The organism is Agrobacterium sp. MS2, from assembly GCF_003261015.1.
Classification (GTDB): domain Bacteria; phylum Pseudomonadota; class Alphaproteobacteria; order Rhizobiales; family Rhizobiaceae; genus Agrobacterium; species Agrobacterium pusense.
The window spans coordinates 101,586-122,100 of record NZ_QLNF01000039.1; the positions used below are offsets into that span (position 1 = coordinate 101,586).

General features: G+C 57.4%; 26 protein-coding genes, 2 tRNA genes and 1 pseudogene. 19 read left to right on the plus strand and 10 right to left on the minus strand.

The window, feature by feature from the left end:
* Positions 1-152: 152 nt before the first annotated feature.
* The 4 genes and pseudogenes from DOU54_RS14225 to DOU54_RS28115 form a co-directional block, all read right to left on the minus strand.
* A complete protein-coding gene (locus tag DOU54_RS14225) occupies positions 153-1,235 on the minus strand; it encodes a porin (RefSeq protein ID WP_113382470.1) in 1,083 nt (360 codons plus the stop codon).
* A gap of 523 nt (positions 1,236-1,758) precedes the next feature.
* Positions 1,759-2,883, minus strand: a complete 1,125-nt coding sequence (locus DOU54_RS14230; RefSeq protein WP_112553564.1) for a porin — start codon at positions 2,881-2,883, stop codon at positions 1,759-1,761.
* A gap of 467 nt (positions 2,884-3,350) precedes the next feature.
* Positions 3,351-3,473 (minus strand): hypothetical protein, encoded by a 123-nt coding sequence (locus DOU54_RS28110; protein ID WP_286079911.1) that lies wholly within the window; start codon positions 3,471-3,473, stop codon positions 3,351-3,353.
* A gap of 89 nt (positions 3,474-3,562) precedes the next feature.
* Positions 3,563-3,679: pseudogene (locus tag DOU54_RS28115) on the minus strand (phosphotransferase); the annotation flags it as partial.
* A gap of 359 nt (positions 3,680-4,038) precedes the next feature.
* Here DOU54_RS28115 and DOU54_RS14240 point away from each other — a divergent pair.
* The 11 genes from DOU54_RS14240 to DOU54_RS14295 all read left to right on the plus strand — a co-directional run bounded on the left by DOU54_RS14240 (position 4,039) and on the right by DOU54_RS14295 (position 12,296).
* Positions 4,039-5,229, plus strand: a complete 1,191-nt coding sequence (locus tag DOU54_RS14240; RefSeq protein WP_353505550.1) for a tyrosine-type recombinase/integrase — start codon at positions 4,039-4,041, stop codon at positions 5,227-5,229.
* 216 nt (positions 5,230-5,445) lie between these two features.
* Complete coding sequence (locus DOU54_RS14245) at positions 5,446-5,655, plus strand: helix-turn-helix transcriptional regulator (RefSeq protein ID WP_113731452.1); 210 nt, start codon at positions 5,446-5,448, stop codon at positions 5,653-5,655.
* A 231-nt stretch (positions 5,656-5,886) separates the two neighbouring features.
* Complete coding sequence (locus tag DOU54_RS14250; RefSeq protein ID WP_146617366.1) at positions 5,887-6,159, plus strand: hypothetical protein; 273 nt, start codon at positions 5,887-5,889, stop codon at positions 6,157-6,159.
* Positions 6,122-8,263, plus strand: coding sequence for a phage portal protein (locus DOU54_RS14260; protein ID WP_286079912.1), 2,142 nt, complete (start codon positions 6,122-6,124; stop codon positions 8,261-8,263). Before DOU54_RS14250 ends, DOU54_RS14260 begins: the two co-directional genes overlap by 38 nt.
* Complete coding sequence (locus DOU54_RS14265; RefSeq protein WP_193603346.1) at positions 8,226-8,609, plus strand: GTA-gp10 family protein; 384 nt, start codon at positions 8,226-8,228, stop codon at positions 8,607-8,609. Before DOU54_RS14260 ends, DOU54_RS14265 begins: the two co-directional genes overlap by 38 nt.
* Complete coding sequence (locus DOU54_RS14270) at positions 8,596-9,129, plus strand: HK97 family phage prohead protease (RefSeq protein WP_112636842.1); 534 nt, start codon at positions 8,596-8,598, stop codon at positions 9,127-9,129. The genes DOU54_RS14265 and DOU54_RS14270 overlap by 14 nt, the downstream gene beginning before the upstream one ends.
* On the plus strand, positions 9,126-10,283 hold the full coding sequence (locus tag DOU54_RS14275) for a phage major capsid protein (RefSeq protein ID WP_113731457.1): 1,158 nt from the start codon (positions 9,126-9,128) through the stop codon (positions 10,281-10,283). Before DOU54_RS14270 ends, DOU54_RS14275 begins: the two co-directional genes overlap by 4 nt.
* Positions 10,284-10,587: 304 nt before the next feature.
* On the plus strand, positions 10,588-10,968 hold the full coding sequence (locus DOU54_RS14280) for a DUF3168 domain-containing protein (protein ID WP_113731458.1): 381 nt from the start codon (positions 10,588-10,590) through the stop codon (positions 10,966-10,968).
* Positions 10,965-11,282 carry a phage head closure protein gene (locus DOU54_RS14285; protein ID WP_080798964.1) on the plus strand — a complete coding sequence of 106 codons (318 nt, stop codon included), beginning with the start codon at positions 10,965-10,967 and terminating at the stop codon, positions 11,280-11,282. The genes DOU54_RS14280 and DOU54_RS14285 overlap by 4 nt, the downstream gene beginning before the upstream one ends.
* On the plus strand, positions 11,279-11,683 hold the full coding sequence (locus DOU54_RS14290; protein ID WP_113731459.1) for a phage terminase small subunit P27 family: 405 nt from the start codon (positions 11,279-11,281) through the stop codon (positions 11,681-11,683). The genes DOU54_RS14285 and DOU54_RS14290 overlap by 4 nt, the downstream gene beginning before the upstream one ends.
* Positions 11,649-12,296 (plus strand): terminase large subunit domain-containing protein, encoded by a 648-nt coding sequence (locus DOU54_RS14295; RefSeq protein ID WP_146617367.1) that lies wholly within the window; start codon positions 11,649-11,651, stop codon positions 12,294-12,296. Before DOU54_RS14290 ends, DOU54_RS14295 begins: the two co-directional genes overlap by 35 nt.
* Here the strand turns inward: DOU54_RS14295 and DOU54_RS14300 are convergent.
* Complete coding sequence (locus tag DOU54_RS14300) at positions 12,293-14,146, minus strand: phage tail tape measure protein (RefSeq protein WP_113731461.1); 1,854 nt, start codon at positions 14,144-14,146, stop codon at positions 12,293-12,295. The two genes, DOU54_RS14295 and DOU54_RS14300, sit on opposite strands and share 4 nt — an antisense overlap.
* Here DOU54_RS14300 and DOU54_RS14305 point away from each other — a divergent pair.
* A complete protein-coding gene (locus tag DOU54_RS14305) occupies positions 14,136-14,783 on the plus strand; it encodes a hypothetical protein (protein ID WP_113731462.1) in 648 nt (215 codons plus the stop codon). The genes DOU54_RS14300 and DOU54_RS14305 overlap by 11 nt on opposite strands.
* 39 nt (positions 14,784-14,822) lie before the next feature.
* Here the strand turns inward: DOU54_RS14305 and DOU54_RS14310 are convergent, their stop codons facing one another.
* Positions 14,823-15,116: a hypothetical protein gene (locus DOU54_RS14310; RefSeq protein WP_146617368.1), complete on the minus strand. Its 294-nt coding sequence runs from the start codon at positions 15,114-15,116 to the stop codon at positions 14,823-14,825.
* Positions 15,117-15,176: 60 nt separating this feature from the next.
* Positions 15,177-15,461 (minus strand): helix-turn-helix domain-containing protein, encoded by a 285-nt coding sequence (locus tag DOU54_RS14315; RefSeq protein WP_174002689.1) that lies wholly within the window; start codon positions 15,459-15,461, stop codon positions 15,177-15,179.
* A 104-nt stretch (positions 15,462-15,565) separates the two neighbouring features.
* Between DOU54_RS14315 and DOU54_RS14320 the strand changes: the two genes are divergently transcribed.
* The 4 genes from DOU54_RS14320 (at position 15,566) to DOU54_RS14330 (ending at position 16,674) form a co-directional block, all read left to right on the plus strand.
* Positions 15,566-15,910 carry a hypothetical protein gene (locus DOU54_RS14320; RefSeq protein WP_146617370.1) on the plus strand — a complete coding sequence of 115 codons (345 nt, stop codon included), beginning with the start codon at positions 15,566-15,568 and terminating at the stop codon, positions 15,908-15,910.
* Positions 15,907-16,146 (plus strand): hypothetical protein, encoded by a 240-nt coding sequence (locus DOU54_RS14325; RefSeq protein ID WP_113731466.1) that lies wholly within the window; start codon positions 15,907-15,909, stop codon positions 16,144-16,146. The genes DOU54_RS14320 and DOU54_RS14325 overlap by 4 nt, the downstream gene beginning before the upstream one ends.
* A 3-nt stretch (positions 16,147-16,149) precedes the next feature.
* A tRNA-OTHER gene (locus tag DOU54_RS27265) sits at positions 16,150-16,227 on the plus strand.
* Between the two features lie 177 nt (positions 16,228-16,404).
* Positions 16,405-16,674: a hypothetical protein gene (locus DOU54_RS14330; RefSeq protein ID WP_113731467.1), complete on the plus strand. Its 270-nt coding sequence runs from the start codon at positions 16,405-16,407 to the stop codon at positions 16,672-16,674.
* Positions 16,675-16,830: 156 nt separating this feature from the next.
* Here the strand turns inward: DOU54_RS14330 and DOU54_RS14335 are convergent.
* A tRNA-Ser gene (locus DOU54_RS14335) sits at positions 16,831-16,921 on the minus strand.
* A 163-nt stretch (positions 16,922-17,084) separates the two neighbouring features.
* On the opposite strand from DOU54_RS14335, the gene DOU54_RS14340 reads away from it, so the two are divergent.
* Together DOU54_RS14340 and DOU54_RS27440 are read left to right on the plus strand one after the other, a co-directional pair.
* The gene (locus DOU54_RS14340) at positions 17,085-17,426 is read left to right on the plus strand and encodes a hypothetical protein (RefSeq protein ID WP_004440887.1); all 342 of its coding nucleotides are present in this window, start codon (positions 17,085-17,087) and stop codon (positions 17,424-17,426) included.
* Positions 17,427-17,515: 89 nt separating this feature from the next.
* On the plus strand, positions 17,516-17,692 hold the full coding sequence (locus DOU54_RS27440; RefSeq protein ID WP_004440886.1) for a hypothetical protein: 177 nt from the start codon (positions 17,516-17,518) through the stop codon (positions 17,690-17,692).
* Here the strand turns inward: DOU54_RS27440 and DOU54_RS14350 are convergent, their stop codons facing one another.
* On the minus strand, positions 17,693-18,493 hold the full coding sequence (locus DOU54_RS14350; protein ID WP_113382144.1) for an aldolase/citrate lyase family protein: 801 nt from the start codon (positions 18,491-18,493) through the stop codon (positions 17,693-17,695).
* Positions 18,494-18,500: 7 nt separating this feature from the next.
* A complete protein-coding gene (locus DOU54_RS14355) occupies positions 18,501-19,718 on the minus strand; it encodes an NAD(P)/FAD-dependent oxidoreductase (RefSeq protein WP_113382145.1) in 1,218 nt (405 codons plus the stop codon).
* Positions 19,719-20,041: 323 nt separating this feature from the next.
* On the opposite strand from DOU54_RS14355, the gene DOU54_RS14360 reads away from it, so the two are divergent.
* Complete coding sequence (locus DOU54_RS14360) at positions 20,042-20,389, plus strand: hypothetical protein (RefSeq protein ID WP_004440878.1); 348 nt, start codon at positions 20,042-20,044, stop codon at positions 20,387-20,389.
* Positions 20,390-20,515 lie beyond the last annotated feature (126 nt).

Sequence of the window (20,515 nt, forward strand, 5' to 3'; positions counted from 1 at the left end):
AATCGCTGATCATTCCAAAACATTCAAGCATCGGTTCGCCCGGTGCTTTTTTGTTTCGACGTTTGATTAAAGCCTCTTGGCGCTGGAAGCCATCAAACGAAAAACCCCGGCATCTCTGCCGGGGTTTCCATCACTGACAATGTCAGATCAGATTAGAAGTCGCGCTGAAGGCGGACGAAACCAGTGACCTGATCGTCCTGGCCATCTTCGTCGTAGTAGTTTGCCGTGATCTTCGTGCTCAGACCTTCGGTGATCTTGTAGTCGATGGTTGCGCCAGCGGTCCAGGCATCGCGGTTAGACCAATCGTTGGAAACGATGAAGGTAGAGCTACCGAGAGCGACCTTGTCGCCGACATTGCCGAGGTACTGCACTGCAGGGGTGATGGTCAGGCGATCTGTTGCCTTGATGGCGTATTCAGCCGCAACCGTCCACTCGGAAAGAGCGTAATAAGCGTTGGGGCCAGATGCCCAAACACCGGCTAGTCCAAGCGTGCCAGGTCCGAGATCCGCAAATACCATTGCACGGATGGCGCCTTCTTCCTGATCGACGTCATACGAACCAATCAACTGAAGCGTAGCAGCGCCGAACTTTCCGCCAATGCCGGCAGTGATACCGACGTTGTTGTCCACTTCCTGCGAAAGTGTGAACCCGCCACCAACGATGGGATTGACGGTCGCGAACTCCGAGTCAGTGCCCTGAAGCTCGTCAACCGAGATACCTGCCCAGAAAGAACCGGTGTCGTAGGTGTAACGAATGGAGTTGAAGAGGGTGTTCGAGGAGAGCAGGTCTGTCTCGCCGGAGAGATCGTCGTCCCACCAGCTGTAGAACTTACCAACGCGGAGGCCGCCGAGCTCGATGAATGCCTGACGAGCTTCAACGCCGGAAGAAGACGAAGAGCCGCTTTCTGCATCAGCGCGGAATTCGATGAAACCACGCAGAGCGCCGAGTTCGGTGTCGGTACGGGTATCAACGTTGAACTGGGCGCGCGTGAACGAGTTCCAGTCCGAAGTTCCCATCTGATCGCGGCCGAAGCTGGTCTGGAAGCGGACGTAACCGCTGAACTTCAGGCAGGTTTCGGTACCAGGAATGTAGAAGAAGCCCGTACCGAACGCGTCGCAAACGCGAACATATTCCAGGGGCTCAGGCTCAGCAGCGACGATAGCGTCGGCAGCGTGAGCGCCAGATACTGCTGCGAGAGCTGCAGCGGAGCCGATAAGAAGGCTCTTGATGTTCATGATTGACCTCCAGTCAAACGCTAAATTGCGAAAGCAGCGGGTGGGAAGCGCATATCGATGCGTGCTGCTTATGAGTTTGATTAGAGCCAAAACATCGCTTCAGGGCAATCGCAATCGTGACAAAAGGAAGACAGTAAGGTGTCCTTAGTTTTTTATTGTTGCGAAATTGATACATTTGTAATGTCCGGAGCCAATTGTTAACAATGCATTAATTCTACATATTATTCAAATGGTTAGCGTCGCGCGCAAAAGGACAAGAAAACGTTTCCCGGTGGCCCTGAGAGTAGAGGCGTCATTGAAAAAAGGCAGACTGTCAAAGCGTTGGGCTAGCGCGGGTCGAATCAAGTGTCTCGAGCACAAGCACCTCGAACAGCTGGCAATCACAGATCCCGCTTATGGGGACGTGGCGTCACGCAAGGATGCAAGCGAGAGTGACGCCGGCGTCTGACGACGAAAAATTTTCTTACAAAAAAACCCCGGCATCTCTGCCGGGGCTTTCCGTCACTGACGATGTCAGATCAGATTAGAACGAACGCTGAAGGCGAACGAAACCGTTCCAAGAAGAAGAGCGGTTGTCTTCGTCGTAGTAGTTAACTGCAACCTTCGTGGAGAGACCCTGCGTGATCTTGTAGTCCACGGTCAGGCCAGCCTGCCACGCGTCACGGTCAGACCAGTCGTTGGTGAGGATTGCAAGACCGGTCGGTGCAGCGGCAGTGCCGAGAACAACGCGATCAGCAACGTTACCGAAGTACTGCGCGCCGGGCGTGATCGTCAGACGATCGGTTGCCTTGATTGCGTACTCAGCAGCAACTGCCCACTCGGATTCTGCGTAGTAAGCGTTTGCGCCAGAAGCCCAAACACCAGCCAGGCCGAGCGTGCCCGGGCCGAGGTCAGCAGTTGCGATCAGGCGAACTGCGCCTTCTTCCTGGTCGACGTCGTAGGAGCCGATGAGCTGCAGCGAAGCCGCACCGAGCTTAGCGCCGAGGCCGAGGGTTACGCCAACATTGTTGTCAACTTCAGCCTGAACGACCGGGATGACGCCGCCTACAGCCGGACCAACCTGCGTACGGAACTGACCGTCGATGCCCTGAAGTTCGTCAACCGAGATGCCTGCCCAGAACGAGCCAGCGTCGTAGGTGTAACGAATGGAGTTGAAGAGAGCGTTCGTGGAAAGAACGTCAGCTTCACCGGAGAGACCATCGTCCCACCAGCTGTAGAACTTACCGACCTTCAGGCCGCCGAGTTCGATGAAAGCCTGGTCAACGAATACGGAAGACTGCGAAGACGAACCAGAGTCAGCGTTGCCGCGGAAGCCGATGAAGCCACGCAGAGCGCCGAGTTCGGTGTCCGTGCGGGTGTCGATTTCGAACTGGGCGCGCGTGAACGAGTTCCAGTCAGACGTACGGTTGTTGGTGTTAGGACCAAAGCCCGTGCCGCGGTTGATGTCGGTCTGGAAACGAACGTAACCGCCGAACTTCAGGCAGGTTTCGGTGCCGGGGATGTAGAAGAAGCCGGTGCCGAAAGCGTCGCAAACGCGAACGTATTCCAGGGGCTCGGGCTCAGCAGCGACGATGGCGTCAGCGGCCTGTGCGCCGGATACTGCTGCGAGAGCCGCAGCGGAGCCGATCAGAAGGCTCTTGATGTTCATGGTTGACCTCCAGTCAAAGTTTTTAAAAGGGTCTGGGTACTTTCGCTGAAGGACAGCATTCCCTGCCCCATTCCCGTGTTCTCAGAAGCCAAACGATCCACCGCCTCGCTTCTGGTGGTGAAAATACAAAAGGTTTCGCCGCATGCAATCGCCAACATCCGATAAATAGCATTTACGTATATGCTTCATTTCGGTTTGTTGCGGAAACAACACACACCGCCCTGCGGATGGACAAAAGGTTTTATAATACGTTAAGATTTCTTTTGAGAATCCGTTAGTTAGGGCGGTTAACAAGGTATTTCCAATCCACCGGCGTTTTCCGCGATCCCTTGCTACGCAGGCCGCGCTATAGAGATTTTTTGCCTCCGCTGCACACATCGCAGGTGCGGCCGTCATGCGGGAACGAGCCGGCTTCGGAAACGAGCGCGAGCGGGGAGCGATTCACTGGCAATGATTCGAAAAGCGATTCACCCGTCCTGGTCGATCGCGTGCGGCGATGGTTGCTGTTCGACCGGGTCATTGCCGGACATGGCGTAAGCGATGACCGCGATGAGGATGGCGGCCGCGAGGATGGAGAGAACGAGGCGCATTGTCAGTTACCTTCCGCTGGAAGGCAGCCGAACAAGGTCGAAACACGAAAGTTCACGCATTTGCGCTATTTGCGGATGATTTGTAGATTAATATCCTGATATCGGTCAGCGATGCCAGCCCGGCCAATGTCAATGAAGCCCGCTATCTCACCTTTATGAATCGGAAGATTATCAAGCGAGAAATCGAAATAGGTGGCAACCGAATCAACTGTAAACGTGAACGATAGAGGCGCTAAATTGCATGCCACACCCGTACGGCGGCGCAGGCCTGTTCCGACTGGTATGGATCATTCATCAGTCTCCATACGGTCTTGACGCCTACGACAAGCCTCTCCCCCGCCTGCCGAAGGGATGAATGCCATCCTCATTGCACGGAACCGGGCCATGAACTCAGTATATGTGGTGTGGGGCTTAAGAAAGGACCAGCGCTTCGACTGCCTGGTGGCGTGCGGTGATCGACAATGAATGGCGGAGAGGATGTCCGCCGCGCTTCGTAAGCTATTGAAATTATTGACACGATTTCGTTGACAACGGCCGTATTTGCCATAGTTTCATGCGTAAAGTTATGACAACGGGCGAAGCGATGGCGCGCAATAAGCTTTCAGAGACCAAAATCAAAGCACTGACTAAGCCGGGAATATACGGCGACGGCGATGGGCTTTTCCTTCGCGTCCGTGCCGGCGGAAGCCGCCAATGGGTCTTTATATACAAACGCGCAGGCAAGCGCGTCGAGATAGGTCTTGGGGGATATGGTCAAGGCACCGCCCCGGTGCCGCTGGCCTTGGCTCGCGAAAAGGCTGATGAGGTTCGCGCACGGCTGGCGCGCGGCGAGGATCTGGCTACGCGCAAGACATTCGCCGACGTCATGGAAGACGTCATTGCGGTAAAGGAAGCCAGCTTCAAAAATGAGAAGCATAAGGCGCAGTGGCGCATGACGCTCGATGAATACGCAAAGCCGCTTCACAAGAAGGCGGTTGGCGACATCACCCGCGACGACGTGGTTGAGGCCTTGAAACCTATCTGGACTACCATTCCCGAAACCGCAGACCGAACCAGAATGCGAATTGCGGCCGTAATGGATCATGCGCGGGCGCGTGGGCTATTCACCGGCGACAACCCGGCCAGCTGGCGCGGTGGCCTGAAAGAGCTCCTGCCCGCACGTAGCAAACTGACGCGCGGCCACCACGCAGCGGCAGCATACAAGGACATACCCGCCATCATGGCGAAGCTTCGGGCGAGCGACGCCGTTTCTGCTCGAGCCGTTGAATTTACCGCCCTCACCGCTTCGCGTTCTGGCGAAGTCCGCGGCGCTGTCTGGTCTGAAATCGATTTCGCCCAGGCGGTTTGGATAGTGCCGGCTGAGCGTATGAAGGCTGGCCGCGAGCACCGCGTTCCGCTCACCGGCCGCATGTTGGCAATCCTTGAAGAACGCAAGCAAGTCGCCACAGGTGACTTGATATTTGAAGGCGGCAAAGAAGGCGCCGCAATATCAGACACGGCGATGGTGAAAATCCTGCGCGCTGCATCTGAGGACAAAACAATCACCCTGCACGGCCTGCGCTCATCATTCCGCGATTGGGCAGGTGATACAACCGGACACCCACGCGAAGTTGCGGAAGCTGCCCTTGCCCACGCAGTGGGTGATGTAGTTGAGCAAGCATACCGCCGAAGCGACGCGCTTGCAAAGCGGCGCGGCATGATGGAGGACTGGACCGAATACTGCGAAACCAAGGTTTCAACAGTTTCCAAATCTTGACAAATTTGTAAAATCGGTCTATTTAATGAACGTCGCAATTGTGGTGGTTGCGGCAATCGGCGGGGTGGTGCCCGCCAAGAAGCAGTGCCGGGAAAACCGGCTCATTGGCGCCAAGCGCTAGCAACCCTCTCCGGCAGTGACCGGCAACCCAACCCCTTCAAAAATCTTCGTTCCATTTCGCGCCATGACTCTGTCCTGGCTTCGAGGAGAAACACCATGACAATTCCAGCCAATGACAACAAGCCGCGCCTCATGACGCCGAAAGAGGCTGCGGCCGCAACGACTATGTCGCGCGTGCTGCTCGCGCGCATGTCCAAAGAAAAGCGGTTCCCGCAGCCTGTGCAGATTGGCTTGAAGCGCATCGCCTATGTCCGCGCCGAGGTCGAGGCGTGGATTGAAACCGCAATCAATGGGAGAGCCGCATGAGCATCCGAACAGACGCAGAATTCTATGTGAAGCACGCAGAAGGAATTGCCCGCGATCTTGATATAGCTGACCTGGCGGCGAGCATGCCATCCAGCTGAGGGTCGAAGAAATAACCGACTACATCAACCATGAACTGGGTTTCACCACGATTGCAAGTGCCGCCGAAAGGAAGATCATGGACGCTGCGTGTGACGCATTCATCCGGATAGTAGAGCATCGCAGGTCAGCACCATGAAAATTCTAAAGATGGCGCCGCCGACGTGGGGCGGTCCCGATATGCTCGCTGAGTTCATCATTCAGCTTAATCCCGATTTGCGGATTTGCGGAGTGCGTCTCCTAAGGACCGCCACCGGGTTCAATATCCATTTCCCTAAGATCAGTGGCGGCGGTCCAGCGGTCACGGTTTCACCAGAGCTCCGCGCTCAAATCATCGATGTCGCTGTAACCGAATACAAGGGGCTGACCATTGGCCAAGATACCACCGCTGCCCAAGCCGCAGCCTGAGACTATTTCAGTTGGTGACGACGTTTGGCATGACAAATGGGGAAACGGTACGGTTTCTCAGGTTGACGGAGACCGCATAGGCGTTGACTTCCCGGTAGGAGGCCACAAGCGTATTCTTGCAAACTTCCTGCAGCCTGCCAAGGCCGACAATGACAACAACCCCGACCCGCGCCTTGACCGCATGAAGCGTTTTCAGCGCCGGTACGGAGGCGAGATCCACATAATCCCAACCGCTGGCCCTACGCTTTATCGCGCCACCGTCAACGGTGAGCAGGTCAACATTGGAATCGGCGATGACGACCAAGCTTACACCTACACCATAAGGGGAGGACGCAAGCCGCTTGTAGAAAGTGCGCCGTTGAACCTTATCAATCCTGCGGTATGGCAAGGCCAGACTGTCCCTGACCGGCAATGGTATATTCCCGATTTGGTTCCAATGCGCCAAGTTACGCTGCTGTATGGTGATGGTGGTGTCGGCAAGTCCCTTCTTGCACTTCAGATCGCAGCGGCCGGCGCCTTGTCAGTGGAAACGCTGGACCTTGAGCCGTGGGCAGGCCGCGTTCTGTATCTCGGCGCCGAAGATGAAGCCGAAGAGTTTCAGCGGCGTCTTTCATCCATCCTGAAAGCGCACGAAAAGTCGTTTGATGATCTGCAACTCTTTCGCCTTCTGTCGTTGGCCGACGCAGACGCGCTTCTTTCAGTCCCTGATAAATCGGGCAACATGCAGCCCACGCCGCTTTGGTTGGACCTTGCCGAGTATGCTGCCGAATTCAAACCGAAGCTCATCGTTCTGGATACGGTGGCCGACCTTTTCGCTGGTGACGAAATCAAACGCGGCCAAGCCCGTCAGTTCGTCGGCATGCTGCGCAAGCTGGCCATTGAAATTGATTGTGCGATTATCTTGCTAGCTCACCCTTCTGTTTCGGGCATGACTTCAGGCACCGGCACGTCTGGTTCCACTGGTTGGTCCAACAGCGCACGATCGCGCCTGTATCTGACGCGTGGCGAAAAGAGCGAGGATTCGGATATCCGCCTAATTTCGGAAAGCGCCGCATGCCTTGACGTCAAGGTGCAGCGCAAAGAGGGCGGCGTCTGGAAGGACGTTGAGGATCATGCAGCGACAAAGCTCCTTAACGGCAAGGTCAATGACTGGACTTCCGGATTTGAGCTAACACGCGGGATCATCGTCGAGGCGCTCACAAACGACCAGGGCGGGTTCGCGCTGGCAACCATATCCACCGACGGCAGGCCGATTGAAATCGTGAAATATAAGCACGGTCAAATCGCCGTTGAGTTTGCCGCCGACGGATCGGGCAAGCCTCGCTACACAAAGAACGGCCTTGTGCTCGATGCGAAACGCGTCATCCATGTGCGAAACGCCTTCAACGTTTCTCCGGTCACCCACGCAAGGGAAGCAATCGCTTTCGCGCGCGGTCTTCAAGGCTATGGGCGAAACCTCTTCGCCAACGGCGCGCGACCGGGTGGCGTTCTGGTTAGCCAAAAGGCGCTAGGCGACAAGGGTGTCGAGGCGATGCTCAAGGGCTGGACGGCCGCATTCTCCGGCGCCCAGAACGCCGGCAAGACCCCGGTCCTATGGGACGGCACGACATACACGCAGCTGGGCCTATCATCGACCGACGCGCAGTATCTGGAAAATCGCAAGTTCCAGAACGAAGAAATTGCCCGCGCCTTCCGCGTGCCACCCACCATGATCTTTGACCTTGATCGCGGCACGTGGGGCAACGCCGAGCAGATGGGACGTGAGTTTCTTGTCTACTGCCTTGAGCCTTGGCTGAAGCAGCTGGAAGGTGCGTATGGCCGCATCCTTCTTTCTGAGGAAGAGCAGAAAACTCACCGCATCCTGTTCGACCGCGACGACCTCACAAGGGCCGACCTGACCGCGCGCGCGACGGCAATTTCAAGCTTCATCACGGCAAGGACAATCTCTCCGAATGAGGCCCGCCAGTGGATCGACCTCCCCCCACGCGATGGAGGCGACACCTATGAAAACCCGGCCATCGACGTGGCGAAGCCGGCCAATGACAACAACCCCCAGGAGGGAAACGTTGACAATCAAAGCGACATTCGACGGCAAGGAACGTGAGTTCAAGATCGAACCCAAACACGTGGCAATGTTTGAGGGGGTTCTGGGGCGATCGCTGTTTGCGGTTCTGAAGGAATTCACCGCCGGGCATTGGCGGCTCCACGACCTTGCACTTGTGCTGTCCTTCGCCCTGTACGGCCCGACTGCGGAACTGCGCATGAGGGACGATATGGCGAAGCAAGCTCTCAAGTACGGCATGCCATACTCGGGCATCTTTCCTTACGTGCCGCACCCTGCGGTGATCAACCATCTTCAGGAAGCTGGTCACGGCAACTATGCGGATCTGGCAGCGGAAATTCTCTCCGAAGCTATCTTCAGGGAGGGCAAGACCGATGTCGAATCCTAATATTCTGACGCCGGTTGAGCTCGACACCAAAGCGGTGAAGGAGGATGGCACCTTCTCGGGCTATGCCGCAATCTTCGGCACGAAGGACACTGGTGGGGACATCATCCGCAAGGGCGCCTTCAATGTCTCTCTTGCCAAGATCCCCGCCGGCAAAGTCCGCATGCTCTGGCAGCATGACCGCGACGAACCAATCGGCGTTTGGACCAAGTTCGAAGAAGACGAAATCGGCCTCAAGGCTGAGGGTCGCCTCATCTTGGAAACTGCCAAGGGCCGTGAAGCGCACGCGCTCATGAAGGCGGGCGCGCTGGACGGCCTATCAATCGGCTTCCAGACCATCAACGCCACACGCGACAGCACCAAGTCTGCGCGGGTGCTTGAACAGGTGCTGCTAAAAGAGGTCTCGCTCGTGACCTTCCCCATGCACCCCGACGCCACCGTTTCATCGGTCAAGGCCGCCAACAATTCCGAAATCGCGGCCGCTATTCGCGCCGCCTCCCAATCCATAAAGGACCTCAAATGAACGCTGTACGCAAAGTTGCAAAGCTCGAAACCAAATCTGCTGCCAATGACAACGATATCGACGTCAAGGGCGCAATCGACGACCTCACCAAAGCGGTGAAGGACAAGACCGAAGCCGACACAAAGCTGGTCGACCGGCTTGACAAGATCGAGGCCAAGATGGCCCGTGGCGCCGACAATGACGCCGTCGAAACGAAGTCTGTTGGCCAGCAGTTCATTGAGACTGAAGGCTTCAAGGTCCTCGCCGCGAAACAGTCGAAGGGCAAGGCCGATCTTGAGCTCAAGGCCATCACCACCGGTTCCGCAACCGTTGGCACCGGCACCGACGGCTCCACGTCCCTTGTACCCGCTCACCGCGTTCAGGAGATCATCGGCCCGGCTCGCCGCATGCTCACCATTCGGGACCTTCTTGCTTCGGGCTCCACGACCTCCGGCATCATTCAGTACGTCCGCGAAACCGGCTTCACCAATGCTGCCGCTCCGGTAGCCGAAGGCGCAGCGAAGCCCTATTCGAACCTGACGTTCGAACAGTACACCACCCCGGTTCGCGTTATCGCGCACATGTTCAAGGCGTCGAAACAGATCCTTGAAGATGCGCCCATGCTGGCCAGCTACATCGACACGCGCGCCCGTGAAGGTCTCGCGGACGTCGAAGAAGCGCAGCTGCTCCGCGGTGACGGCACCGGCCAAAACCTTGACGGCCTCATCCCGAATGCAACGGCATTCAACACTGCGCTTGTTGAGGCCGGTGATACCAAGATCGACATTCTGCGCCGCGCCATTCTTCAGGTCCGCCTGGCTGAATATCGCGCCACCGGCATTGTCATGCACCCGTCCGACTGGGCTGACATCGAGCTCATCAAGGAAACCACCGGCGGCTACGTCTGGTCGAACCCGACCATCAACAACGGCCAGAACCTCTGGGGCCTTCCGGTTGTCGACACCACGGTCATGAACGAAGGCGAGTTCATGGTTGGTGCGTTTGCCCGTGCCGCCCAGATCTTCGACCGCTGGCAGGCCCGCGTCGAAGTGTCGACGGAGAACGACAAAGACTTCGAGCTCAACCTAGTTTCGATTCGGGCCGAGGAACGCCTTGCACTGGCGATCTACCGTCCGGAAAGCTTCGTCCACGGCGAATTCGACGTCACGCCGTAAACAAAAAAAGGAGGGGGTGATTTCTCATCCCCTCCTTACTTCAATCTGCCAGCTTTAGAAAATACCAAAATGCTCGATGAGCTTTATAATATAGTATGATACTGCTAGTAATTTGTATATGACGTCAATTAGTAGTTCTAGTCCGTTTCTCATTTTCTTTAATTAAACCTTGTATTAATAATACCATCGCAACTCCATCTAAGAGAAATATGTTGCTTGAATCCGCCCGAGACCACCTCGTTTGGTATCTTTGACTATACTGAATTACGGTGGATTTGTCAAGTAATTGTTAAGGGACCTTTGAATGCCCAATCGCATTACGTCATGCGGGTGCAGCGTGCCCACTGCCCTTGTCCCTGCGGCTAATATCATCGACCGCAATGGCCGGCCTGAAGTGAAGCCGTGCATCATTGTTGGCGAGGCGCAAACCGTGGGCGCCGACATAGATTGTGTGGACGCGAGTGACGTCTATCTGACCTTCCACGTGTGGACCGAAGAGAACACCTTCACCATGTGCAAGTCCATCGCCGGCGAAATGCGGCGCGCGCTCAAACACTTGGGCGGCACTCAGGACGGCTTCCGTTTGGACTTCAGCTATGAGGATTCGCGCTTCCTGCGTGACCCCGGCGGGCTGCTTTCACATGGCGTGGTCACATTTAACGTCACCGCGGAGGACACCGAATGAGGGCTGGCAAACTTGACACCACCATCACCATTCGTGGCGTGACCTATGTCGACGACGGCTACGGTGGCCAGATTGAAGTTGTGGCAGATATTGCCACTGCTCGCGCTCAGATCATTGAAGAAAGCACGGACGAATTTATCCGCAATTACGGCGCCACCACGGAACGCCTGCGGATCTTTCGCACCCGCTGGATTGATGGCGTCGACCTTGAAATGAAGATCAAGCACGACGGGTTGGACTATGACCTGAAACAGATCAAGCCCATTGGCCGCCGACGCGGCCTTGAGCTGCGTTGCGTGAGGGTTGGAGCATGAAGGGCAGGAAGGCTGAAATTCGCGCGGTCAACGGCGCGTTGACCAAAGCCCCACCTGCCCCCGCTTGGCTGCCGCAGCATGCGAAGGACGAATGGCGGCGGATTATGCCCGGCCTCATTGAGAACGGCCGCATCGCGCGCCATGAGCTTTCAACGGTCGAAGACTATTGCCTTTGCGTGGCCCGCAAGCGCGAAGCTGAGGTGGTCCTGCAGAATGACGGGCTCACATATGTGTCACCAACTGGTGAACTAAAGCGCCGTCCCGAAACAACCATCCTTAAAGAAGCGATTGAGGCCAGCCGCCGCCTAGCTGCGGAGCTCGGTCTTACGCCGGCCAGCCGCGATAAGAACAAGGGAGGCGCCGCGATTGAAGACGAAAACGACGCCCTCGCCAGCATCTAGTTATCCTGCCTGGGTATTCGACGACAGCCCTATTCCGGATCCTCACGGTAAAGGGGAGCGGGCAGTCCAATTCCTGAAAGCACTAAGACATCCTAAGAGCGCCTTGGAGGGGCGCTCTTTTCAATTGGACCGGTGGCAGGAGCGCATAATCCGCAAGGTATATGGCGACACGAAGCCTGATGGAACGCGGCGGATTAAAACGGTCTTCGCTCTCATTCCACGCGGCAACCGCAAAACCACCCTTGGCGCTGCGCTGTGCCTGCTTGCTTTAGGTCCAGAGCGCATTCCCGGCTCTCAGGTAGTTTCGGCCGCTGTTGACCGCGACCAGGCGCGCATTGCGCTTGAAGAAATGAAGGGCGTTATCTCGGCGCATCCTAAGCTTGAAGCTGCGTTTCAGGTGCAGGACACAAAAAACCGGATCACGCACAGAAAGAGCGCCGCCTTTTACCGCGCCATGTCCGCCGACGCCGCAACCGCACATGGCCGCACAATCTCGCTAAGGCGAGGGCAGGCGCCGATGGGGCCGATCGCGCCGACAAATGTGCTTATTGCGCTGAATGCACCTACCGCGAGGTTGGCGAGTGCGAAAAGTGCCATTTTATGCTGTCCTTAATTGAACTTGACGTTGCGCTTCTGCGCGTCCCTTACTGACCCCACAACAATGGTCGGGATCTCGGCTTTTAGTTTCTTCAGGCTGGCGTCAATTCTCGCTACAGCGCTGGCATCAGCCCCCCTCGCGTCAATGGTAGGGGAGAAGTTGATGACCGGCGCAATGGACGTGCCGCCGCCCGTGACGGACTTCATATTCGGAATACTGGGAGGCGAAAGCGAAGGCATTGCGCCGACGTAGCCGCCATCAGCGTAGCCCTTCAGGCCGCGTCGCATGGCTTCCATGACGGCAGGGCCACCGGCCTTGCGCACGGTGTCCGCGTCCATGACATACTCGCCCTTGTGCACTACCCCGGCCGGCTGATACTTGCCGCCATCGCCGGTATAGCCGCCTTCAGAATAAAGGCCTCCTGGAGCCGAAGGAAAGCCGCCTCCACCACCCTTAAAGATGTTGAACAGGCCACCACCGCCAGAGCCGCCCATGTTGAACAGGCTATCGAGTCCGCTGTTGATCAGACGGCTGCCAAGGTTCTTCAGGGCGTTGCCTAGCACCTCGGTAGCGCTGGCACCTTCCAGCATGCCGTTGACAATGGTTCCGGCGAAGTCGCGGGCCGCGTCTTTTGCCTCTTCGGCTGCGGCTTGCACTTTTTCGTAGGCGTCAGACTCGCGATAGATAGCGTCTACCTTGTTGGCTATAGCCAGCTGCTCTTCCGTTGTCGCGGCGGCACCGGCCTGCCTGAGGGCGTTCATTTTGGCCTTCTGGGCCTCGGTTTTGCCGATCATGTCGTATTCGAGCTGAAGGTCAGCCAGAAGGTCAGTCACGGCTTTGCGCTCACGCTCCGCTTCACGGGCCGCCTTAGCGCGCGCACTCTCTGCTTTCGGGTCCACCGGCGGCGTGTATTTCGTTGGCGGCGTCCAAGTGTCGCTGCTCTTCGGCGTGAAATTCATCACCGATGGCCGCGATTCCAGTTCCTTGATAAGCGCATTTTCGCGCTCGTTGAGTTGCTGCATTGTGATTTCATGCGTTCCCCGAGCGCGAGCCTTCTGGCGGTCATTCAGCTTGCTGTCGGCAGCGTCGATCGCGGCAAGGGCTTTCGCCACTTCCTGCTTCTGCGCCATGATGTCGTTGATGCCGCCCTGGATCGTTTGGTTTCGCTGCTTCTCAACGGTGCGAAGGCCGTCAATGAAGTCGACCATGCTACCAACCACGGAGACAATCGCGCTTTTAAGCGTGGTGCCAATGGTTCCCGCGATGCTGTTAAACTGCTGGTCGATCTCAGCCGCTTTTCTGATGACGTCATCATCGAGCACGCGTCCGAAGTCACTTGCCGCCTTTATCTGGTCGCGAATGCCGGCCTCGCCTTGCTCAATGAGCGACACCATGCGCTCGCCACCAGTGCCGCCGAAAAGTTCGTCAAAAATGCGAACGCCGGCAGCGGTGTCTTTGAGTTTTCGAGTGCGCTCGATTAGAAGAAGTAAGAGCTCCGATGGATCCTTCAGCCGCTCCTTGACCTCCTGAGGCGTCAATCCGAGACGTGCGAACGCTTCGGCAGCGCTACCCTTTCCAGTAGTAGCGAACTCGTCCGCACGGATGGCCATCTCTTTCAGGCCGTCGGTGATGGAATCGATGGGGATACGTGCTTTTTCCGCGACGTACCGCCACTCTTGAAAAGCCTTGGCTGAAACGCCCGCCATCTTGGCGGCATCACCGATCTCAGCAACGCCCTTGGCGATGTCTCCCAGCTGCATGACAATGCCAGCGCCGCCCGCACCTATAATACCCGCAAACAGGCCAGCAAGGCTCTCCCAACCAACCTGGAAGAATTCGATATGGAGGATTACCATGACCGCCATTAACACCTTCGTTCGCGAAAGCGGTGTCTACTTCGTCGTCGATGGCGCAACTTACCTGCCTGCGATTGGTGGCAATCCGGCAAAGTCCGGACGCATGGCCAAGGTGCACCATATACCGTGGCTTGGTGCTGCCTTCGCTATCACGGGGCCAGTTATGGCGACATTCTGCCACGGCCCCATGATTGGCGACAGTCCAGCCAAAAATTTCGACGAGTTTGCAATGGGCTTTCCCGACCTTCTCAAGCGGGGAGCCGATGACATGCGCAGGGCTGGCCAAGCTCATTTGTTCGGCCCGTGCGAAGTCGTCATTGGTGGGTGGTCAGATGAACGACAGCGCTATGAGGCATACGCGGTCAGCACTGACAGCAGCATATCGAACGGCAAACCGGCCTTCACCCTTCGGCCAGTGACGAAGTACATGCGGCCGTACCCGCCTGCAGCTGTCGGCTTCACGTTCGAACCGGAGAACGCAGCGCGAGACGGGATGCGGATTCTGGAAATGCAGCGGCGCGCGAATGTCGAATCGCCAGACGGCAAGAGTGTCACCGGCGCAATCGGCGCATTCGCTCAGCTTGCACACCTTACCCGCGACGGCATGACGTCAAAGCTTATCGGCATGTTTGAGGATGTAGCCTAAAGGCTTGCCTCGAGGCGTCGGCAGGCGTCGGCAGATGCATTACCTCATAGTCAACCCGTGCAGCGTTTCGCTGTACGGGAGGGCTGCGATTACTTTCGCGGATTGCAGGTATCCGACGGCGGCACCGGCCTTGCAGCCTTCTGAAGGCGTGTTGCTCCTAGCGCAGATCGCTTCGGGCGAATCGATTATCGGGAAGTCCTGCATGCCGTAGACTATTACCGTTCCCTGCCGCGGCAGGAACTCCGATGGCTGGAGCACGAATACCCTTACGCCTGCGGCCCATGCGCCCGCTAAGATTGCCACTATAGCGCCCACGGCAATAATCGACTTCATCATGACCCCCGCTTTAGGGGAGCAAGATGATTGAGGCATTACCGCCGGTCAAGCCCGCCGCTATATTGGTTTATGGACAACCGCTCCACCAACGGCATCAGGATCGCCGCCAATCCTTATACGCACGCCGTCGGGATCAATGAACTCTGCGAAACGCCATTTACCCGGTTCGATCTCATCGCCAATTTCTAAAGCCGTCTGAAGAAGGTGCACCGTGGAAGTCTTCGCGTCTGAACCGTTCTCAATACGCGTGACTGTATTGGCGGTAATACCCGCTTTTTCAGCCAGGTCTCGCACGCCCCAACCAAGTCCGACGCGGGCCATTTTAAGCTGAGTGGCGTTCATTTTTGGTACCCTGTACAAATACATGTTGACACGGTTAATTTCGTGTGGCTTGATGTGTACACAGTACAAATGCAGCGACACAAAAGCAACAAGGAACGCCCGATATGGTTAGCGAGTCCCAAACAGATACGGTTAACGAGTCGTTCATATCCCGCATGACCCGCCTGTACATCGAGCTTGACACGATTGGCAGTCGCGTTGGCACCATGCCCGACGACGCCATGGACCACATAACCGAAGCGGCGGGCATAGTGCGGCGGGCGGTTATTGAAGCACCGGTGAAGACCGAAGCTGACATTGCCGGGAAGTTTCGCTTTGTTGCGATGCTCATTGAGGATCCGCACGGGATCATCTGCGATGAGGAAGAAGCCGCAGCGATCGCGGTTCGCGAATTCTTCAAGTTCCGTGAAGATGAATGGGCCGCGATGCGTGCGGAGGCCCGGTCATGAAGTACACCTTTGACCCTGGCCCACTCGCTCTGGATGACGCCGCTACTTTGCTCGGCGAAGTCCGCAAGGTTGTTCATCTGATATCCATCGCGGCGCAAGGCGCGGACCCTGCGAGCACTGTGGCACTAGGCGCTATATGCGCTACGGCCGATTTAGCGAGTGAAAGGCTTGAGGAGATTGAAGCGCGTCTGGACGTCCTGAGGGAGGTTTGGATGAAGGAGCGCAAGAAGCAATAATTCGGGCATGTATCCGTTCGGGCCTTCTATCCCGACTACGGTAATTGGATGATGCCGGTTCGATCCCGGCCATGCTCTCCACTTTCCCAGCTGGCCTTTCTTCATGGAGGCCAGCCACCTTGCCGCAGCGCGCCCTTGTGGCTGCGCGCGGTCCTTTATCACCACAGGCCAGCGGGGCTTTCCGCCACCAACGGTTCCGGCCACCTAGACACGCAGCCGCCCGCTGGCCGTTAATTCCACAACTGAGGAGAGACGACAATGAAAAGCATGCAAATGCCAATTCCAGATGACGCGTGCGGCAAAGCTGGCGCCTTTTTCAACGTCTTTATGACGGACGCATTCGGCGCGGTGACGTGGTGCGCCACGTTCGAAGGTGCTGGCGGCTTCGAGGACGCGATAGATGTAGCTGATGACATGGCCCGCACGCACAAGACACAAGCGTGGGTCATGCCTGCCTTCTACACCATGGACGGCAGGGAAAGCGAAGAAGACCAAGGATCGACTACTGGCAAAATTTGCCACAACTGAATTACCAACCGCCACCACAACGCCTACGAGGCCCGCCAGAATCACCAACTGGCGGGTTTTCGCTATTTGGACCATATATCCACAGCGGAAAAACGCGCCGACCAAGTTATGGCAAGCGGCAAAAAAAGCCAAATTATGCAATGAAAACAAGGGTCATGGCGGAGAGGATGGGATTCGAACCCACGATACGCTTTTGACGTATACTCCCTTAGCAGGGGAGCGCCTTCGACCACTCGGCCACCTCTCCGGTGCGGCCTGATTATTGCGTAAGAAAAATGATTGCAAGGCTTTTTCGCCAAGAAGCCAAAAAACCTGTTGGCCAAATAAACCGCGGGTCAAACTTTACGCCCGGTTGCGGAACTTCTTCAGGGCCCGCACGTTTCCGCATCGGTAACAAAAGAGGTGTTCTAATGGCTCAGACCAAACTGAATGTTGTCGAAGACACGATCGAAAACCAGATTGCAGAACTGCGTTCGCAGATCGCATCCCTGTCCAAATCCGTTTCCGCCCGTGCGGAAGGTGTTGGCGAGGATGCATCGGAATTTCTAGATGAGGCGCGCGGCCGCGTTCGCAAGGCGGCGCATAATGTCCGGGCGCAGGGCCAGAATGTCGTGGAAGCCGTGAAGGAAAATCCAGGCACCGCCACTTCCCTGCTGACGATCGTCGGCGCACTCGGTTTCGCGATCGGTTATGCGGTGGGCACGAGCACGCAGCAGAGTTCGTCGAACAGCAGCCTTTATCGCTGGCGCTGATGACGAACGGGCATTAAATCAAGGCAAGGCGGGTTTGCCCGCCTTGCCTTTATGCATTGGTGAAAAAAGCAGGAATGAAGGGGGCGAATATGCGGTTCAGCGACGATCTTGAGGCAGCATTGTCTGATTTTGCAAGGGATCACGGCATCGATAGGGACGAGGCAATCCAGCGCATCGTCCGCTCCGCCCTCATCAATGGCGGTTATCTCGCCTCCGGCGAGGAAGGTATTCCGCCGGAGAAGCTGAACGCCAGTAACGACGATTGATCAATATCCTGATCCGGACGGCGTCACTGCCGGCCCACCCTTGTAGCGGGCGGAAAGCGCACGCAGCGTATTGGCGAGTTCCGTGACATCGGCTCCCACGGCGACGAACGACGCGCCGAGTTCAAGATAACGGCGATTATAGGTTTCATTGAAGGTGAGGATGCCGGCGGCCTTGCCAGCCGCGACGATTTTCACGATCGCCGCTTCGATAACCGCCTGCACCGCCGCTTCGTCAATCCTTCCCAGATAACCCATGTCCGCGGCCAGATCCGCCGGGCCGATGAAGACGCCATCCACGCCGTCCACCGCAAGAATATTGTCGAGATCTTCGATTGCCGCGCGGGTTTCCGCCTGCACCAGCAGGCAGACGCTGGCCGAGGCGCTGTCGGCATAATCCGTTATCGTATTAAAAGCGGAAGCGCGGGCGACGGCCGCTCCCATGCCGCGAATGCCGCGCGGCGGGTAATGCATGGCGCTGACGAGAGCTTCCGCCTGTGCCGCTGAATCGACCATGGGCACAAGAAGCGTGCGGGCGCCAGCATCCAGAAGCTGCTTGATCATCCAGCTCTCGCCGACAGGCACACGCACCACCGGCTCGGCGACAGAGGTGGCAAGCGCGCGCAGCTGGTCGATGATGCTGCGCAGGTCGTTCGGCCCGTGCTCACCGTCGATCACCAGCCAGTCGAAGCCAGCCGTTCCGGCGATTTCCGCCGTAATGGCCTCGCCCATGTCGAGCCACAGGCCAATCTGCGGCTTGCCGGCATGAATGGCGGTTTTGAAACGGTTTTCGGCAGCGGGCATGATATCCTCAGGAGAGCAGTAATTTCAGATCGGCGGACGGATCCGCCAGGATTGTGCGGTCGGGTTGGGCGGCTGTATCGAGCAGTTTCTTACCCGCAACATAGGCCTTGGCGTCATTGACGGCATCGACAGCCACGAAGCGGCCATCACGGAAATACCAGATGGACCAGCTGCCTTCCCTTGCGCCGGGCCTCAAAATCGTCTCGTCGTAACCGAGATTGAAGCCGGCGATCTGCAGCTTCACATCGTACTGATCCGACCAGAACCAGGGTTTCGCGTCGTATACCGCTTCCATGCCGGCGAGTACGGCGGCAGCCGCCTCAGCCTGATCGACCGCGTTCTGGACCGATTCGATCCTCACCTGCTGGCCGCGCCAGGGCAGGAGCGCGCAATCGCCCACCGCATGAATGGCGGGGTCGGATGTGCGGGTATATTCGTCAACCACGATGCCGTTACCAACATCGAGACCCGATTCGCGGGCAAGCCGGTCGTTCGGTGTCACGCCGATGCCGACGATGACGAAATCCACGTCGATCGTTGAACCATCCGAAAGTTCGGCCGCGGCAACACGCCCGTCCATGCCGACGAGGCGCACGAGGCCGGTTTTTTCGCGGATGGAAACGCCCTGGGCCTGATGAATGCCGCGCATGATATCCGCAGTTTCCTTCGCCGCCACGCGCTGGAGAATACGGTCGGCCATTTCGATCAGCGTCACCTCGAGGCCAAGCTTGCGGGCAACGGCGGCAGCTTCAAGGCCAATATAACCGCCGCCAATGACCAGCAGCCTGCGGCCCGGCTTCATCTCCTCCGTCAAGCGGTCGGCGTCGCGCCTGTCACGGACGGTAAGCACGCCGTCGAGATCGCCACCGATGCTGGCGGGCAGCAGCCGGGGCGCGGCCCCGGTCGCAAGAACCAGCCGGTCATAAGAAAGCGTACTGCCATCCTGCATGCGCACGGTCTTGCCGGCGCGGTCTATCTCCTCCACCCAGGTGGAAAGCCGGATATCGACATTGTTTTCGGCATACCATTCTTCCGGGCGGAACATCAGCCGGTCAAAACTCATCTCGCCGAGAAGGTATTTTTTGGAGAGCGGCGGCCGCTGATAGGGGTAGGCATCTTCCGAGCCTATGATGGTGATGGTACGCTCGTCCTTCAGCGCCCGGAGCTTCGACGCCAGCGCAAAAGCGGCCTGCCCCGCCCCGACGATTACCAGCCTTCCAGTCACTTTCCACTCCCAGGACAATCACAGCCGGCCGATGACGCCCGAGGCTGTGAAGCGATATTGCGCGATCAGGCGTAACGCCAAGTACGGCCGGCGTCAACCGCACGAGGCTCCAGCCCTGTGCAAGCGTGCCCGATTATCAAAACGGGCGCCCGCCTTCTGCAACCAGTCGAGATAATGTGCGTTGTAAACAGGCGAAACACGGGTTGCGTACACAAAGCTGGCCCATGTCGATACGGACTAGAGACAATTGCGGATATTTCCTTCACGCCCTGGCAAGGAAGCCGCGTTAAAATCAGACGGAAGAGGCAATCCGGGAGGTTGTCATGGCTCTACATATGGATATCGGTCAAAACGTCCCGCAGGACGAGATGTATGAGAAATTTCAGATCGACCGGCCCGGCAAGATCACCTTCATAGGGCACCACCTGAGCGCCAAGGACACCATGCGCTGCCTGGTGCGCACCATTTCGCTCTACGGCGCGGAGCTGGATGTCAGTGCCGATCTGGAAATGCCGGTCAACTTCTATCTGGAAATTCTCGGTATCCGCGACGAAATCGGCTGCACGCTGATCCGCCGGGAAGAGGAAAAAGTGACGATCGGCTTCAACATGCTGATCGATGCCGAATTTCTGCACCATGTCCGCCGGCTGAGCTTCGAGACCAGCGTCTGAGCAGCACCCGCGCGTAAGCCCGCCGATCTTTGCGTTGTGCCGTGGCGAACCAAAAATCTGTTGCCAAACGCTCATCTAACCCCCGGGCGCGGCTTGCGTCCGGTTTTTTTGCACCTATTGTGAGCC

Bases quoted from the DNA above. Each gene is read 5' to 3' on its own strand.
- DOU54_RS14285 (WP_080798964.1), top strand. From the start codon at position 10,965: ATGAGGGCTGGCAAACTTGACACCACCATCACCATTCGTGGCGTGACC.
- DOU54_RS14310 (WP_146617368.1), bottom strand. From the start codon at position 15,116: ATGAAGTCGATTATTGCCGTGGGCGCTATAGTGGCAATCTTAGCGGGC.
- DOU54_RS14240 (WP_353505550.1), top strand. From the start codon at position 4,039: ATGACAACGGGCGAAGCGATGGCGCGCAATAAGCTTTCAGAGACCAAA.
- DOU54_RS14320 (WP_146617370.1), top strand. From the start codon at position 15,566: ATGGTTAGCGAGTCCCAAACAGATACGGTTAACGAGTCGTTCATATCC.
- DOU54_RS14245 (WP_113731452.1), top strand. From the start codon at position 5,446: ATGACAATTCCAGCCAATGACAACAAGCCGCGCCTCATGACGCCGAAA.
- DOU54_RS14290 (WP_113731459.1), top strand. From the start codon at position 11,279: ATGAAGGGCAGGAAGGCTGAAATTCGCGCGGTCAACGGCGCGTTGACC.
- DOU54_RS14305 (WP_113731462.1), top strand. From the start codon at position 14,136: ATGACCGCCATTAACACCTTCGTTCGCGAAAGCGGTGTCTACTTCGTC.
- DOU54_RS14315 (WP_174002689.1), bottom strand. From the start codon at position 15,461: ATGAACGCCACTCAGCTTAAAATGGCCCGCGTCGGACTTGGTTGGGGC.
- DOU54_RS14275 (WP_113731457.1), top strand. From the start codon at position 9,126: ATGAACGCTGTACGCAAAGTTGCAAAGCTCGAAACCAAATCTGCTGCC.
- DOU54_RS28110 (WP_286079911.1), bottom strand. From the start codon at position 3,473: ATGCGCCTCGTTCTCTCCATCCTCGCGGCCGCCATCCTCATCGCGGTC.
- DOU54_RS14280 (WP_113731458.1), top strand. From the start codon at position 10,588: ATGCCCAATCGCATTACGTCATGCGGGTGCAGCGTGCCCACTGCCCTT.
- DOU54_RS14225 (WP_113382470.1), bottom strand. From the start codon at position 1,235: ATGAACATCAAGAGCCTTCTTATCGGCTCCGCTGCAGCTCTCGCAGCA.
- DOU54_RS14300 (WP_113731461.1), bottom strand. From the start codon at position 14,146: ATGGCGGTCATGGTAATCCTCCATATCGAATTCTTCCAGGTTGGTTGG.
- DOU54_RS14325 (WP_113731466.1), top strand. From the start codon at position 15,907: ATGAAGTACACCTTTGACCCTGGCCCACTCGCTCTGGATGACGCCGCT.
- DOU54_RS14330 (WP_113731467.1), top strand. From the start codon at position 16,405: ATGAAAAGCATGCAAATGCCAATTCCAGATGACGCGTGCGGCAAAGCT.
- DOU54_RS14340 (WP_004440887.1), top strand. From the start codon at position 17,085: ATGGCTCAGACCAAACTGAATGTTGTCGAAGACACGATCGAAAACCAG.
- DOU54_RS14250 (WP_146617366.1), top strand. From the start codon at position 5,887: ATGAAAATTCTAAAGATGGCGCCGCCGACGTGGGGCGGTCCCGATATG.
- DOU54_RS14230 (WP_112553564.1), bottom strand. From the start codon at position 2,883: ATGAACATCAAGAGCCTTCTGATCGGCTCCGCTGCGGCTCTCGCAGCA.
- DOU54_RS14270 (WP_112636842.1), top strand. From the start codon at position 8,596: ATGTCGAATCCTAATATTCTGACGCCGGTTGAGCTCGACACCAAAGCG.
- DOU54_RS27440 (WP_004440886.1), top strand. From the start codon at position 17,516: ATGCGGTTCAGCGACGATCTTGAGGCAGCATTGTCTGATTTTGCAAGG.
- DOU54_RS14360 (WP_004440878.1), top strand. From the start codon at position 20,042: ATGGCTCTACATATGGATATCGGTCAAAACGTCCCGCAGGACGAGATG.
- DOU54_RS14350 (WP_113382144.1), bottom strand. From the start codon at position 18,493: ATGCCCGCTGCCGAAAACCGTTTCAAAACCGCCATTCATGCCGGCAAG.